At 70.2% G+C, this 15,095-nt stretch carries 11 protein-coding genes; 6 read left to right on the top strand and 5 right to left on the bottom strand.

The window, feature by feature from the left end; translation table 11 throughout:
- Positions 1-121 precede the first annotated feature (121 nt).
- On the top strand, positions 122-4,447 hold the full coding sequence (locus AB0M14_RS18660) for an alpha-(1->3)-arabinofuranosyltransferase (RefSeq protein ID WP_364996398.1): 4,326 nt from the start codon (positions 122-124) through the stop codon (positions 4,445-4,447).
- On the opposite strand, the gene AB0M14_RS18655 is transcribed toward AB0M14_RS18660, so the two are convergent.
- Positions 4,354-5,634, bottom strand: coding sequence for an acyltransferase (locus tag AB0M14_RS18655; protein ID WP_364996396.1), 1,281 nt, complete (start codon positions 5,632-5,634; stop codon positions 4,354-4,356). The two genes, AB0M14_RS18660 and AB0M14_RS18655, sit on opposite strands and share 94 nt — an antisense overlap.
- Positions 5,635-5,837: 203 nt before the next feature.
- Between AB0M14_RS18655 and AB0M14_RS18650 the strand changes: the two genes are divergently transcribed.
- Positions 5,838-6,947 carry a DUF3068 domain-containing protein gene (locus AB0M14_RS18650; RefSeq protein ID WP_364996394.1) on the top strand — a complete coding sequence of 370 codons (1,110 nt, stop codon included), beginning with the start codon at positions 5,838-5,840 and terminating at the stop codon, positions 6,945-6,947.
- Positions 6,948-7,049: 102 nt separating this feature from the next.
- On the top strand, positions 7,050-7,985 hold the full coding sequence (locus AB0M14_RS18645; protein WP_364996391.1) for an FAD-dependent oxidoreductase: 936 nt from the start codon (positions 7,050-7,052) through the stop codon (positions 7,983-7,985).
- Between the two features lie 13 nt (positions 7,986-7,998).
- Here AB0M14_RS18645 and AB0M14_RS18640 read toward each other — a convergent pair whose 3' ends face one another.
- Positions 7,999-8,352 carry a VOC family protein gene (locus tag AB0M14_RS18640; protein ID WP_364996389.1) on the bottom strand — a complete coding sequence of 118 codons (354 nt, stop codon included), beginning with the start codon at positions 8,350-8,352 and terminating at the stop codon, positions 7,999-8,001.
- A 49-nt stretch (positions 8,353-8,401) separates the two neighbouring features.
- Entirely contained in the window at positions 8,402-9,538 is a 1,137-nt protein-coding gene (locus AB0M14_RS18635; protein ID WP_364996386.1) for a polysaccharide biosynthesis protein, read from the bottom strand.
- A 158-nt stretch (positions 9,539-9,696) separates the two neighbouring features.
- On the opposite strand from AB0M14_RS18635, the gene AB0M14_RS18630 reads away from it, so the two are divergent.
- Both AB0M14_RS18630 and AB0M14_RS18625 read left to right on the top strand, forming a co-directional pair.
- The gene (locus AB0M14_RS18630) at positions 9,697-10,293 is read left to right on the top strand and encodes a 1,4-alpha-glucan branching protein (RefSeq protein ID WP_364996384.1); all 597 of its coding nucleotides are present in this window, start codon (positions 9,697-9,699) and stop codon (positions 10,291-10,293) included.
- 224 nt (positions 10,294-10,517) lie between these two features.
- Complete coding sequence (locus AB0M14_RS18625) at positions 10,518-12,908, top strand: hypothetical protein (protein ID WP_364996381.1); 2,391 nt, start codon at positions 10,518-10,520, stop codon at positions 12,906-12,908.
- A gap of 15 nt (positions 12,909-12,923) precedes the next feature.
- Here AB0M14_RS18625 and AB0M14_RS18620 read toward each other — a convergent pair whose 3' ends face one another.
- Positions 12,924-13,343: a hypothetical protein gene (locus tag AB0M14_RS18620; RefSeq protein ID WP_364996379.1), complete on the bottom strand. Its 420-nt coding sequence runs from the start codon at positions 13,341-13,343 to the stop codon at positions 12,924-12,926.
- 95 nt (positions 13,344-13,438) lie between these two features.
- Positions 13,439-14,614, bottom strand: coding sequence for a glycosyltransferase family 4 protein (locus tag AB0M14_RS18615; protein WP_364996376.1), 1,176 nt, complete (start codon positions 14,612-14,614; stop codon positions 13,439-13,441).
- A 256-nt stretch (positions 14,615-14,870) separates the two neighbouring features.
- Here AB0M14_RS18615 and AB0M14_RS18610 point away from each other — a divergent pair, with 256 nt between their 5' ends.
- Positions 14,871-15,017, top strand: coding sequence for a hypothetical protein (locus AB0M14_RS18610; RefSeq protein WP_364996373.1), 147 nt, complete (start codon positions 14,871-14,873; stop codon positions 15,015-15,017).
- The last annotated feature ends 78 nt before the right edge of the window (positions 15,018-15,095 follow it).

The raw sequence follows: 15,095 nt of genomic DNA, 5'->3' as shown, positions 1-15,095 counted from the left end.
TCCGGCATGCTCGCGGCGCCGCCGCGCAGGCCTGACCTCGCATGCCAGTAGCTGACCCGGCAGGCCCGGGGCCGCGCGTGCGCTCGCCACGCCGCCGCCCCGGGCCTGACCTCGTATGCCAGTGACTTCCGCGTCTCCCGCCGATTCGATCGAGAGCGCGGCGACGGGTGCGCCCGACGCCGCGCCGCTGGGCAAACGCTGGCTCGCCGGCACCGTGGTCGCGGCCTTCCTGCTGACGTTCTTGCAAGCGCCCGGCAGCACGGTGGCCGACACCAAATACGACCTGGCGCAGAATCCGTTCGGGTTCCTGGAACGCGCCGCCCATCTGTGGAGCAGCCAGGCCCCCATGGGGCAGGTGCAGAACCAGGCCTACGGTTACTTCTTTCCGCATGGCGCCTTCTTCTCGGCCGGGCACGCGCTCGGCCTGCCCGCCTGGGTGACGCAGCGGATCTGGTGGGCGCTGCTGCTGCTCGCCGGGTTCTGGGGCATCGTCCGGCTGTGCGAGACCCTCGGTATCGGCAGTCGCGGGTCTCGGGTGCTCGCGGCGGCCGCGTTCGCATTGTCGCCGCGCGTACTGACGACGCTCGGTTCGATCTCCTCCGAGACGCTGCCCATGATGCTCGCGCCCTGGGTGCTGCTCGCACCCGCGGCGTTGGCAACAGCAACGCGCGGCGATTCCGTGCGGGGTACGGGCGGGCCTGGGTATCGGAAACGGAAACTCGGCGGTGCCCGCAGTCCCGCGGGCAGTGCGCTCGCGCTCGCGCTGATGGGTTCGGTGAATGCCGTCGCCACCGTCGCGGCTTTCCTGCCCGCCCTGCTGTGGTGGGCTTCCGCGCGCCCGGACCGGCGCTGGTGGCGGTTCACGCTGGCCTGGGTGCCGCTGCTGGTGCTGGCGGTGTTCTGGTGGGCGGTGCCGTTGCTGCTGCTCGGCAAGGTGTCGCCGCCGTTCCTGGACTACATCGAATCCTCCGGCGTGACGACGCAGTGGGCGTCGCTGGGTGAGGTGCTGCGCGGCACCGACAGCTGGACGCCGTTCGTCTCGCCCGAGCGGATCGCGGGCGCGGTACTGGTCACCCAGCCGGCCGCGGTACTGGCCACCGGGCTGATCGCGGCCGCGGGCATGGCCGGGCTGGCGCTGCGGACGATGCCGTATCGGGGGCGGCTGACGCTGATCCTGCTGGTCGGGCTGACCGGTATCTGTGCCGGCTATGTCGGCGAGTTGAGCGGGCCGTTCGCGGAATCGGTGCGCGTCTTCCTGGATTCCGGCGGCGCGCCGCTGCGCAATGTGCACAAGCTGGAGCCGTTGATCCGGCTGCCGCTGGTGCTGGGCCTGGCGCATCTGCTGGCCCGGATTCCGCTGCCCGCCGCGGTGCCGATGCCGGTGTGGCGCAATGCCTTCGCCCATCCCGAGCGGGACAAGCGGGTGGCCGTCGCCGCACTCCTGTTGACCGCGCTGGCCCTGTCGACCTCGCTGGCCTGGACCGGCAAGCTGGCGCCTCGCGGCGCCTACGACCAGGTGCCCGCCTACTGGCAGCAGACCGCGGAGTGGTTGTCCCGCAATGCTTCCGGCACTCGCGCTCTGGTGGTGCCGGGCGCGCCGTTCGGCAGCCAGGTGTGGGGCCTGACCCGCGACGAACCGTTGCAGGCGCTGGCGAGTACGCCGTGGGCGATCCGGGATTCGGTGCCGCTGAACCCGCCCGGCACCATTCGCGCGATGGATTCGGTGCAGCGGCTGATCGCCGACGGACGACCGTCGGCCGGGCTGGCCACGACGCTGGCCGATCAGGGCATCGGCGTTCTGGTGCTGCGCAACGATCTGGACCCGGAGTCCTCGCGGTCGACCCGGCCGTTGCTGGCGCACCGCGCGATCGAGGGCTCCCCCGGGCTGACCAAGGTGGCCGAATTCGGTTCGCCGATCGAGGCTTCCGTCATCGCCGACGGCCTGGTCGCGGACGGGGATCTGCGTCCCGCGTATCCGGCGATCGAGATCTACCGCGTCGAGGTACGCCCGCCGGGGACGGCGACCCAGGTGCGCAGCGGGACCGGTGCGCCGAATTCGTTCCCCGGCGCCTATACCGTGGGGCTGGGCGATGTTCCGACCGTGCAGGGCGGGCCGGAGGTACTCGAACGCCTGCGCCGCTCCGGAAACACGGGCGTCCCCAGTCTGCTCGCCGCCGACGCGACCCGCGCCGGCCTGCCGCAGGGGCCGGTGACGGTCACCGACAGTCCAATGGATCGGGAAACCGACTTCGGCAAGGTCGACAACCACAACTCGGCCCTGCGCGCGCCGGACGACCCGCGCCGCACCCACAACCTGGTCCCCGACTACCCGGTTCCCGGCGCGGATCTGGTGCGCGGCGAATGGTCCGGCGCCACCATCACGGCCTCCAGCGCGGCCTCGGACGCCACCCAGCTCGGCGGCGCGGCCCCGGGCAGCTCCACCGCCGCCGTAGTGGACGGCGACCCCGCCACCTCCTGGATCAGCAGCGGCATCGACAGCGCCGTGGGGCAATGGCTCCGGCTGGACCTGGACAAGCCGATCAAGTCCGCCGGACTGCTCACCCTCACCACCAGCCCGGCCGCCATCGGCGCCCCGGTGAAATGGGTGGAGGTGCGCACCGACAACGGCAGCGTGTCCGCCCGCATCACCGAACCCGGTGAGCCGCTCTCGATCTCGCTGCCCGTCGGCCGCACCACCTGGATCACCATCACCGCGATCCGCACCGAGAACGGCACCGGCGGCGGGCAATTCGGCATCAGCGAACTCGGCCTCGACGACGCCAGCGTGCGCGAGACGCCACTGCCGGTGGATATCCGGCACCGGACCGTGCTGCCGCCGCTGGCCGCCGGCACCCAGGTGCAGGCCTGGGACCTGGGCCAGGAATTCCCTGGGCGCAGCGCCTGTTTCGACTCCCCCGACCGGGTGCGGTGCAGCAAGGCGCTGGCCTTGGCCGCCGAAGAACCGGGCACCTTCGAACGCACACTCCAGGTTCCGGAACCGATGAGCGTCACCCCGGACCTGACCGTGCGCACCCGGCAAGGCCCGGCGCTGGAAGCGCTGCTCACCGACCACGATCGCCCGATCGCGCGCGGCCAGGCCGATGTCGGCGAGCTGCGCGGTGCGGCGTTCGCCGCGACCGACGGTGACATTCGGACCAGCTGGACCGCGCCGGAAGACGCCATCCGCGACTTCGCCGGGCCCAAGCCGACCTTCACCATCGAGCTGCCCGAACCGGCCCTGGTCGACGGCCTGAACCTGACGCCGTCGCTGGGCGGGCTGCCCGCCGAACCGCTGTCGGTCGCGGTGAACCTCGGCGACGGACCGCAGGTGCGTGAACTCGACCCGGACGCCGAACCCGGTGTGGCATCCCGGATCTCGCTGCACCCCCACCTGACGGACAAGATCGAGGTCAGCATTCAGTCCTGGAAGCCGGTGCTGGACAAGACCGCACTCGGTTTCGCCATCACGCAACCGCCGGGCCTGGCCGAGGTCGAGGTCCTCGGGCCGGACTACCCCGCGCCCGCGCCCGCCGATCGGCCGGTCACCATTCCGTGCGCGCTCGGCCCCACGATCAACATCGACGGACAGCTCGTGCGCACCACGGTCACCGCGACGGCGGCGGAACTGCTGTCCGGCGCGCCGGTGCCGGCTCAGGTCTGCACGGAAGACGGCTCGTCCGGGGAACTTCCCCTGTCGATCGGCCGCGCCGACGTCAGCGTGGGGCCCACCGATCTGTTCTCGGTCGATCGGCTCCGCTTGCACCGCACCGGCTTCGAAGCGACCCCGCGCGCCACCCAGGACCGTCTCCTGGTCCTGCCGCTGAGCACGAATGTCGGCTGGAAAGCCACCACGGCTTCGGGCCGGCAACTCACCCCGATCGTGGTCAACGGCTGGCAGCAAGGCTGGATCCTGCCCCCGGACGCGGGCGAGATCACCGTCTCCTTCCCGGACGACCGCTGGTATCGCCTCGGCATCTTCGGCGGCCTCCTCCTCCTGATCCCCCTTGCGCTGCTGGCCATTCCGAGGCGGCGACGCCTATCCGCGATACTCGGTATTCGACCGCGGCCTGCGCCGGACGCCGCCGCAGAGCCGAGTCCGGCTGCCGCCCAGGCTGATTCCGAGGTACCCGACATCCCCCGGACCTGGGGAAATCGCGTCCTCGGCGCGCTCGGAGTAGGCGTCGTAGCAACCGTGATCGCCGGACCGGTCGGCGCGGTCCTCACCGCGGCCGGTGTCGCCGCTGCCCGCTTCGCACCGCGAATCACCTCGAAATACCTTGCGGCAGTGGCGGGTATCGGTACGACGGTTTCGGCCGCCGCCCTGTCCACCGGCCCCTGGCGTGCCCAAGGCGGCTATATGGGCGGATCTCTGTGGGTGCAACTCCCGGCCCTGATCGCAGTAGTCGCGGTGGGCATCGCTGCCCTCCCGCGCCGCCGACGCGACTGATCCGGCTCGGGCTGCACCCCGACTGCTGCGGCTTTCGCGCGGTCGCGGTCGCGGGCGAAGCGGCGGACGGGGTCTTCGATCAACGCGTAGCTGGCCGCGGCGACCGGGAGGGTGATGGCGATGGTCAACAACAGGACCCAGGCGAAGTTCCCGCCGAACGGCAGAATGCCGAAGACCGGGAAGACGATCGACAGCACCGCGAGATGCCAGAGGAAGATGCCGTAGGACCAGCGGCCGAGGGTGGCGGCGACCCGGGATTCCAGCCAGCGGTGCCGGCGTTCGCCGAGAACCAGCGGGGCGAGCAGAGTGAAGCCGATGATCATGCCGAGAGCCATCTTCGCCGCGTATTGCCATGGTTCGGCGCGCGTCAGGCCGGCGGGGCCACCGAGGTTGGTGGCGGAGAAGAGGAAGGCCGCCAGCGCGATCGCCCACATCAGCGGCTGGTTGCCGAGGACGCGGACCCAGCGCGCCGGGCCTGAGCTCAGCCGGATGTCGACCAGCTCGGCCAGCACCATGCCCGCGGCGAACCAGGGCAGGTAGGCGGGCAGCCAGTTGTCGGCGTTGATCGCGTCCGGCGTGGGCACCGGGATGAAGTTCCAGCTCAGGCAGATCAGCGCGGCAACGGTCAATACCGGCACCCGCCAGCGGGCCGCGGCGCCGCGCAGCCACGCCAGGGCTAACGCGAGCAGCGGCAGCACCAGATAGAACGCCACCTCCACCGACAGGCTCCACATCTGGGTCAGCCCGTCGGTCAGGGTCAGCGGGATGAAGACTTGCAGCAGCGCGAGGTTGGAGAACCAGACCCGCCAGCCGGCGGTGTCGGCCGCGCTGGGCAGCAGCAACAGCACAGCGACGACCACGGCCCAATAGGCGGGCAGGATGCGGGCAGCGCGATGCCGGAAGTAGTGGCCGACCGACGGCGCGGTCCCGAGTCCACGGGCGGCCGCCGCGTGCGGGCGCCACAGAAGGAATCCGGACAGCGCGAAGAACACCGCGACGGCCATGTCGAAGCGCTCCCACACCCGCCCGACGACCGGCATGCCGGTCGCTCCGGTCTGGAATGCCACGTGCGTGACCAACACGCCGAGGGCCGCCAGTCCGCGCATGCCTTCCAGGGCGGGCACGAACCCGCGCGATCGGACTGGGGTAGGCGTCGTGGCGGCGGACACAGGCGTGGTGGCGGTCATCGCGCTCCAGTCTGCCGTATCGATTCCCCAGGTGAGAACACGTCGTTTCACTTTTCGCGCTACACTCAGCGCGATTTTGGTCGGAAACTCGACTCGGCAGGGCATGTTACTACTCGGTCCTGTTAGTGTCGGGGCTCACGAGTGCCGCGGGCTGCCCGCAGTACGCGGAACGACCTGTGTGTTCTAAGACGAGGAGTGTTTGCATGGCACTGAGTGCCGGAACCAGAAGGACGGTGGCCTGCCTGCTCGTGGGTCTCGGCGCGTTCATGATTGTGTTAGCGCTGATGATCCCGGCTTACACCGTCGGCAAACTGGCGAAAACTCCGCTCGATCTCGAGATTACGACCATCGCCAAGAATGCCCCCGGATCCGAGAGCCGGGTGCTCGACGCCAAGTCGCTCACCGCGCCCGAGGGCTCGGCGAAGGTCGATAGCAACGTGCCGTTGGTCTCGCAGCGCTTCCTCACCGTCGAGGAGCCGTCCAACGCCACCGAGATGACCGTCCAGGCAGGTCAGACGCTGCGCCGCACCGACAAGCAGGGCGACACCGGCCTGCTGACCGCGAGCATCGACCGCGTCACCATCGACCGCAAGACCGGTGAACCGGTCGCCACGCAGCCCAACGGGTCCATCGCGGTCGGGGTCGACAAGGAAATGAAGAGCGTCGCCGAGCCGGTGCAGCACGTGGGTTTGCAGTACCGCTTCCCGCTCGGCACCGAGAAGAAGAGCTACCCGTACTTCGATCTCAATGCGCGCAAGACCTTCGACATCAACTTCGTCGAAGAGACCGAGATCAACAACATGAAGGTCTACCACTTCCAGCAGTCGATCCCGGCTACCAACATGTGGGACGTCATCAAGGCGCCGACCAACAAGCTGGAACTCCCGGCCGCCAAGTGGGGCGTCGAGGGTGACGGCCCGGTCACCATGACCCGGTTCTACACCAACACCCGCGACCTGTGGGTGGAGCCGGAGACCGGCACCGTGATCAAGGGCGGCGAGCAGATCCACATGTACTACGCCCGCACCGCCGACAAGCCCGAGGTCACCGCGCTCAAGGGCAACATCGTCTTCGACGAGAACACCATCGAGTCGCAGATCGCGGTCGCCAAGGAGAACATCGACAAGCTGTCGCTGTTCGGCCGGATCATGCCGATCGTGCTCGGCGTGCTCGGCGCCATCCTGCTGATCGTCGGTGCGCTCATCGGCATCCGCGGCGGTTCGGCTCCGGCCGGCGGCGCCCGGCCCGCCCCGGGTGGCCCGGTGCGCGGTGACGATTCGCCGACCCAGGTGATCGACACTCGAAAGCTCTGACCGCAGGAAACTCGAATTCGGCCCCCCGGCTTCTGCCAGGGGGCCGAATTCTTTTTGGGCACAACGCTTCTCAGCGGTCGAGGGCCGGATTAATGTGCCGGTATGAGTGACTCGGATGTGGTGGTGCTGGGTGGTGGGGTCGCCGGGTTGACCACCGCGATCGTCCTCGCCGAACGGGGCGCGCGGGTGCGGGTGTGGGCGAAAGAGCTTGCCGCGTGGACGACTTCGGCGGTGGCGGGTGCGCTGATCTGGCCTTATCACATCGATCCGGCCGAGCTGGTGAGCGCGTGGGCGGTGCGGTCGCTGCGGGAGTACGAGGGGCTGGCCGGAACACCGTCGACCGGCGTGCGCCTGGTGACCGGAGTGCAGGCCGACACTCCGCTCGATTTCATGCCGGCCTGGACCGCGGCGCTGGACGGAGCCCGCGAAGCGACCGCCGACGAACTGCCCGCGGGCTTCGATCAAGGACTGCGCGCGACCGTCCCGCTGCTGGACATGCGGGTGCATCTGGACTATCTGACGCGGCGGCTGGCGGCCGCCGGCGCGGTGCTCGAGGAACGCGCCGTCGCCGGGTTCGGGGCGGCGGCCCGGGTGGCGCCGGTGATCGTGAACTGCACCGGTCTCGGCGCGCGCACGCTGGTGCCCGATCCGTCGGTGCGGCCGGTGCGCGGGCAGATCGTGGTTGTCGAAAACCCCGGTCTCACCGAGTGGTTCGCCGCGGCGGGAACCGAACTGACCTATCTGCTCCCGCGGCCAGGCTACGTAATCCTGGGCGGGACTTCGCAACCCGGCTCCTGGGATCTGATCCCGGACCCGGCGACCGCCCGCGACATCGTGGCCCGCTGCTCCCGCATCCATCCGGAGCTCGCCGGCGCGCGCATCCTGGAACATCGAGTGGGACTGCGGCCTTCGCGGCCCACGGTGCGCGTCGAACGCGAGCAGCTCGACGGTGCGCTGCTGGTGCACAACTATGGCCACGGCGGCGCGGGCGTCACCGTGGCGTGGGGTTGCGCGGAAGCCGCCGCCGCGCTGATCTGAGCTGCGGGACGGGCTATTTCGAGTAGGCGACCGGATGGCGCGGCTGATACAGCAGCATGCGGCCGGAGCCCGGGATGCGCATCGTGACGCACAACCCGAACCCGCGGTCGACCACCTCACCGTCGAATTTCGCTCCGCGGTCGGCGAGTTCGGCGACCGTCGCCGCGATGTCGTCGCACAGCAGCGAGATCTCGTGGTGCGTCGCGTCCATGTCGGCCGGATGCACGCCGAGCTCGCTCGGGCCGGTTCCGAAGATGAGCCAGCCGTCGTGGGCGTCGACGTGCGGCCAGCGCAGTACGTCGCGGAAGAAGGCGCGGGCGGCGTCGGGATCGTCCGCGTAGACGAGGGTGTGCACAGCGGTGATCATCCGAGGATCGTAAACGGCTGGGGCGCAAACACAGTGGCGCCGCGCGCGCTCAATCCGACGGTGTGTCGGCCGTTCTCAGTACCGTCGCGGCGACCACCGCCGTGGTGGTCGCGGCGACGCAGACGCAGATCGTGATCAGGGCGGGCACCGAGTGGGCGAACAGCAGCGTCAGCGTGACTTCGACGGCCAGACCGGCCCAGGCCAGCGCGGCCAGTGCCGTGCGGTCCAACGCGATCGCGGACAGCACCGCGCCCTGCAAGACGGCGAGGATCGCGCCGTGCAGGGCGAACAACCAGAGCAGGCCCTGGATCGGGGCGTAATCCGACCCCGCGAACAGCGGCGCCAGCGGCGCCGCGAGCGCCGCGCCCAGCACCGCGACGATGCCGATTCCGGAGAGTACGGCAAGCGCGTCCCGGATCGCGCGGGCCGAGTGGGCCGGTTGCGCCATCCGGGGATACAGGACCACGCCGACGGCTTGCGGCAACCAGAAGGCAATCTTCGCGGCGACGGTGCCGAGCGCGTAGCGGCTGGCGTCGTCGGTGTCGCCGAGGACCATCCGGACCACGATCAGGTCGGCCGAGGACAGCGCCATCAGCGCGGCCTGCACCTGCGCGGCCCGGATCACCGGCAGCACTCCGACGGTGTGCTCGGCCAGCGCCGCCCGCACCCGCGGCGCGCCCGCGACGAAGCGCGCGAACACCGCGGCGGCGGCCAGGCCGAGCGCCGCGGCGAACAAGGCCGCCGACGTGCCGCCGCCGAGCACCAGCACCACCAGCGCGGGCGCGACCCGGGCGACCCCCGCGGCCCCGAGCACCACCGCCAGCCGCCGGAAGCGGTTGCTGCCCTGCAGAATCCCCTGCTCACCGGCCAGCAGCACCAGTGCGGGCGCGGCGCCGAGCGCGGCCGCGCAGGCGAGCACGTTCACATCCAGTGCGAGCGTCACCAACGGCACCAAGACCAAGGCAAGCACCGCCACGATCACCGCGCACCGCCACTGCAACCGACGCAGCGCCGGCACACTCGCCCCGCGCACCAGCTCCCGCGCCACCACGTTCTGCAAGGCCAGCGCCGGCACCGCACACAGCAGCTGCACCGCCAGCAAGCTCGCGAACTCGCTGAATCCGGCCACCCCCAGCCACCGGCTGGCCAGCACCTGCAGCAGATACCCCGCCACGTTCGCCGTCATCGCCCCCGCCGTCACCAACGTCAAATCCGCGACAACGGGTAAACGACGAACGGCAGGCACACCCCATCGTCGCACCTCACCGCCGCGCACCCGCACCCCAGCCCACCGTGCGGTCGCTTCCGGCCGCGGACCTGGGGCCGAGTGCCTAGGGTCTGGACATGGCTGTCGTACACAACACCACGATGGAACCGACCAAGCTGGAGCTGCTGACCACGTGGCTGCCGAAACAGGAATGGTTCCGCGGTACCCGCACACCGGTCCTGCGCAAAGCCGGCGGCTTCCGCCTCGACGACCCCGCCGGCGAGGTCGGCATCGAATTCATGATCGTCCTGGACGTCTCCGAATACCCCGGCACCGCCTACCACGTTCCGATGACCTACCGCGGCGCTCCCGTGCCCGGCGCCGAGCAAGCTCTGATCGGCACCTCCGAACACGGCGTCCTCGGCACCCGCTGGATCTACGACGGCCCCGCCGACGAAGTACTCACCACCCAAGCCCTGGCATTACTAGCCGGACACACCCAACCCCAGGCCCAGAACACCAGCAACGCCCCTGACCCCGCCATCGAGGTAACACCCACCTCCGACCGAATCACCCTGCGAATCAACCGAATCCCGCCAACCGATCTCGCACCCGCCGGCAGCACCGGCCATGTCACGGCCACCTGGCAGGTCCCAGGCGGCGTAACCTCGGGCGTCGTCCTCGAAGCAATGCCGCGAAATTCCAATGCGGCAGCCGGCTTGCCCCCGGAATAATCACCCCACGCCGAACTCGACGCGATCCACCACCCGCCCAACTGGACCCCCGCTGCCAGCCGCCGAATTCCAGGCCGGGTCTCCGTGCTCACACCGCGACGCCGTTCGCTGCCTTGCCCGCCTCACCCGCCGCTGAACAACACCGTCGGACATCCCACGGCGCTGAGCCGCGATTGTCAGCGGGAGAACTCTGGTCGAAGGAGGGGCACGTAGGGTGGCGAGCCGTGGGTGATTGGAGCAGGTGGCGGCGGTTTGTCCCGGCTGGGTACAGCGCGGGGCTGACGCTGCTCATCGCCGGGCCATTGCTCGGGCCCGGGTACCTGCTGTTGCGGGACGCGGTGAGTACGCCGCGGTCCTATCTGACCGACTCGGCGCTCGGGCTCGGGGATGCGGCGCCGCGGGCAGTGCCGCAGGATGCGTTGCTCGCGGTGTTGTCGCCAGGTATCGACGGCGGGGTTCTCGTCAAGGCGATCCTGCTGATCGCGCTGTGGGCGGCTGGGTACGGAGCAGCGGTCCTGGTGCGCGAGCTGTTGCGGGTCGGCCTCGGACCGCAACTGGTCGCCACCACCGTCGCCCTGTGGAATCCTTACGTCGCCGAGCGACTCCTGCAAGGCCATTGGAGCCTGCTCGCCGGCTACGCCGCCCTCCCCTGGACCGCCCTTGCCGCCTATCGCCTGCGCCGAACCGCGACTGCCCGGCGCGCATCAGGAACTCCCGCCACCGGCGGCCCGCCTGCCACCGAGGGCGCTCCGGCCGGCTCGCGAACAAAAGCTGTCCAGCGGGCTCGGTGGCGCTGGCGCGCAGCCGGTTCCGTTGGGGCGTGGGGCGCGTTGGCGGCGTGTTTCGCGGCTGCTGGCCTCACCCCGACAGGGGCCCTGCTGGCTGGTGTGACCGCATTGGCGCTACTCGGTTGGCGGCAGATCCCCGGCGCGCTGCTGTTGCTCGTGCTGGCGAGTGCCCCCTGGCTGACCGCGACGGTGCTGTCCGGAGCCGGTGCCGAACCGTCCGACCCAGCGGGCATCGCCGCGTTCGCCGCCCGCGCGGAACCCGGCCTCGGCACCCTCGGCAGCCTCGCCGGGCTCGGCGGCATCTGGAACGCCGACGCCGTCCCCCCTTCCCGCACAACAATTTTGGCCCTGATCGGCACCCTCGCCCTGCTGGCCCTCGTCGCGACCGGCCTTCGCGCGGTCGCCGCACGGCCGAAGAGCGCCCGGACTGACACCAACCGGCCACCGCACCCAGAATTCGTTCGACCCGACCAGCACGGCGACCCCCTCGGCCATCCCGTCGAGCCCAACTCGGCGCTCTCCGGCAGCACCGGCATAGCGATCCAAAACCGAGCCGAAACGACCGACACAGCGACCACCAAGAGCGGCGACGGCACCCACACTGGTGCTGCGCTCGCCGCCAACAACGTCGAGCCAGCCAACACTGACGCGGAACCTACTGGCGGGGCGAGGGCAGGCCTGGACAACCGCATTGCGGATCCGGGCGGTGAGGCGACTACGGCCAGAGCCGACCGCGCAACTGATCCAGGCAGCGGGACGTCTACTGGCCAAGACGACCGTGCGACTGATCCAGGCCGCAGGCCGACAACAGACCACCACGCGGCCGATCCGGGACGAAAGTCGGCTACCGGCCAAGACGACCGTGTAGCGGCTCTTGGGGGTTCTGCTGGCACCGAATGGGCTGGTGGTGAGGGGGATTCGAGTCGGGTTCGGCGGGCGTTGCTGGTGCTCGCCGGCGTGGCTGTGGTGGTGCCGGCGCTGGCGGCTACCGGGGTTGGGCGGGAGGTTATGGAGTGGTTGGTTGTTCATGTGCCGGGGGCCGGGCTGCTGCGTGACACGCAGAAGTATGTGGCGTTGGCGATGCCTGCGTATGCGCTTTGTGCGGCGGCGGGGTGCCGGGCGCTCGCTGTTCGGCTGGCGGGTCGGTCCGGGGAGGGGGCGGCGGTGCGGGAAACGCAGGTCGGCGAATTGTCCACAGGCATCCACAAGGCATCTGTCGCTGGTGGTGGAACCGGCTTGGTCGCAACAGTATTCATCGCGATGTTGATCCTGCCGCTGATCGATTTGGGCTGGGGGGTCGGTGGTGCGGTGCGGCCGGTGCATTATCCGGCGGGGTGGGGGCAAGTGGCTGAGCGGATCGATGGGCCGGGGGATGTCGCGGTGTTGCCTGGGGGGATGTTCCGGAAGTTTTCCTATAGCGGGAAGGCGCCGGTGTTGGATCCGGCGCCGCGGATGTTGCCGAATGATGTGTTGCAGACGGGTGTGTTGCCGGTGCGTGGGGCGGTTGTCTCCGGGGAGGGTGAGCGGGCGCGGCAGGTGGAAGAGCTGCTGTTGCACGGTGGTTCAGCGGAACGGTTGGCCGGATTCGGGGTGGGCTGGGTGCTGGTGGAGCGGACCACGCCGGGGCCGCTCGGCGCCTCAGCGAAGACGCTCGGCCAGTTGGAGCCGGTTTACGCCGACAGCCAGCTTGCGCTGTATCGGGTGCCGGGAGTTCAGGTCATCGAATCGCAAGCGGCGCACCGATTTATTGCCGGAGCCGCGCATATCCTTTGGGCGGGGCTGCTTTTGGGCGGCCTGCTCATCGCGGCTCTGGCGCGGCGCAGGTAGCAGGACCGGGCGAGGTCAGTCTGCGGTCTCGGTGTGCTTGTCGCGGATCGCGGCCAGGGACGCGGCGCGGCGGGCGGCGCGGCGCTCCTGGGAGGCGGTGCTGCGGCGGGTCTCCGATTCGGAAGGTTCGTCGTCGTAGTCGAAGCGCGGGCTTTCGACGTCGGAGACATCGATCGCGCGGATGCCGTCGATCAGCAGCAGGACCGGCCAGATCAGCAGGCCCCAGTACACCGCGAAGGTTTCGGTATCGGTGAAAGCCGAGAGGTAGATCAGGTATCCGGCGTAGCCGAGGCAGCCGATCCCGGAGAGCACTTCGATCGCGCGCCGGGCGTAACCCAGTTCGCGCAGCGAGAGCGCGAGCCCGAGCAGCACCACTCCGGCGATCACGAGTACTACGACATAGGTGCCGAACACCGAGCCCCCAGCAACATCCACGGCCTCACGGCACCGAACCACATCAGCGTCACGCTAACAGCCGGGTCGATCTCGCGGCGAGTCCACAGCCCCGGCGGAAGATCCGTGGCGGCTGTTCAGAGGTGGACCGCGGGCGCGGCGACGAGCCCGGAGACCTGCTCGCCGCGGGCGGCGGCGGCAAGCACCTCGTACACCCCGTTTCCGGTTTGCTCCCAAGAGAATTCGCGGGCGCGGGCGCGCGCCTTCTCCCCCATCACGGTGCGGCCTTCGGCGTCCTCGAGCAGGTCGCCGACGGCTTCGGTGAGATCGGTGACGTCATCGACGAGCAGTCCGGTCACGCCGTCGACAATGGAGTCGGTGAGACCGCGCGAGCTGCGGTAGCCGACGGTGGGCACGCCGTGCTGCGCGGCCTCGATGACGGCCAGGCCCCAGCCTTCCTTGCGCGAGGGCAGCACGTGCACCCAGGCGTGCGCGAGGAGTTCGTGTTTGCGCCGTTCGTCGACGTGACCGTGGAAGGTGACGGCGTCGGCGATGCCGAGGGTGTCGGCGTCGGCCTGGAGGTTCTCGGCCCACCAGCCGCCGCCGATGACGTCGAGGCGCAGGCCGGGGATGCGGCCGCGCAGCCGGGCGACGGCTTGCAGCGCGTCTTCGATCTGCTTGTGCGGCACCAGCCGGGACAGCACCACGATCCGCGGTTCCGGGGTGCGGGTCTGCGCGGCGCCGGTGGGCGCGCCGGCGGGCACCGGTTCGGCGCCGTTGCGGACGACCGCGATGCGTTCCCGTTCCACGCCGAGGGTCGCCAGCTCCTCGGCCGAGGGTAGCGAGACGGTGAGGTACTGGTTGTCGCGGTGCACGCGCGGGGACAACCGGGATTCGATCCACCAGCCGATCCGCCCGACCAGCCGACCGGCGACCGGCCACTGCTCGCGATGCCCGTGGTGCACGAGCACCACCGACGGTGCGCCGGCGGTGACCGCCGCGAAGAAGGGGATGCCGTTCTGTGTGTCGATCACCGCGTCCGGCTTCAGGCCGCGCAACGGTCCGAGCCCGAGCCGCCCGAGCGCGATCGCGGCGAGCGCCCGCGGATAGACGGTGTAGCGCCCGCCCGCCCGGCTGATCTCGATGCCGTCGACGCGTTCCCGCTTGGCTGCTCCGGGGTAGCGGGCGGTCCGCAGGGTGACCTTGACCCCGCGCGCCGCGAGTTGCGCACCGACCTGCTCGAGGTACCGCTCACTGCCGCCGCCCTGCGGGTGCCCTGTGTCACGCCAGCAGAGCAGGAGGACTTCGCGCACGGTGGAGCTTCTCTCGGTCGTCAGTTGCAGGCCGCGCAGAACGGCCGGGAACAAGATATCGCGCTACACCATAACTTGCCGCATCCCCACGGCAACCCTCCCACCTGCAACTCCCCGCAAAAGAATGGCGCGAATGCGTCACGACGAGTTTTTTGAAACGCCGACATTTCACAGCGAGTCTTCGATAACCTCCCGCCACCCGCCGAACCCGGCGGGCGTGGTCGGGTACCGCACTCGGCATTGATGAGGAGGACACATGAAAGCGATTCGAACGAGAACCGGCGGCAACACCGGAACCGGCAGTGGCGCGGGCGGCGACATGGATGGCCTCCTCGGCATCCTGCTCGCCCTGATCACCTCGTCGACCTCCACCGGCAGCGGCGCCTCCAGCGGCGTCGGCTGACCCGCCGCGGGCCCGGTCGCGCGCGGCGACCGGGCCCGCACCGAACCCGGGCCGCAGGGCGGGTGCGCCGGTTATGCG

Origin of the sequence: Nocardia sp. NPDC051832 (assembly GCF_040681285.1) — a bacterium.
GTDB lineage: Bacteria > Actinomycetota > Actinomycetes > Mycobacteriales > Mycobacteriaceae > Nocardia.
Note: the sequence above shows the minus strand (reverse complement) of the source record. Positions and strands in the feature narration are given on the sequence as shown.

What these genes read in the sequence shown, in the direction of transcription:
- AB0M14_RS18655 (WP_364996396.1), bottom strand. Translation starts at nt 5,634, where the DNA reads ATGACCGCCACCACGCCTGTGTCCGCCGCCACGACGCCTACCCCAGTC.
- AB0M14_RS18650 (WP_364996394.1), top strand. Translation starts at nt 5,838, where the DNA reads ATGGCACTGAGTGCCGGAACCAGAAGGACGGTGGCCTGCCTGCTCGTG.
- AB0M14_RS18645 (WP_364996391.1), top strand. Translation starts at nt 7,050, where the DNA reads ATGAGTGACTCGGATGTGGTGGTGCTGGGTGGTGGGGTCGCCGGGTTG.
- AB0M14_RS18640 (WP_364996389.1), bottom strand. Translation starts at nt 8,352, where the DNA reads ATGATCACCGCTGTGCACACCCTCGTCTACGCGGACGATCCCGACGCC.
- AB0M14_RS18635 (WP_364996386.1), bottom strand. Translation starts at nt 9,538, where the DNA reads ATGACGGCGAACGTGGCGGGGTATCTGCTGCAGGTGCTGGCCAGCCGG.
- AB0M14_RS18630 (WP_364996384.1), top strand. Translation starts at nt 9,697, where the DNA reads ATGGCTGTCGTACACAACACCACGATGGAACCGACCAAGCTGGAGCTG.
- AB0M14_RS18610 (WP_364996373.1), top strand. Translation starts at nt 14,871, where the DNA reads ATGAAAGCGATTCGAACGAGAACCGGCGGCAACACCGGAACCGGCAGT.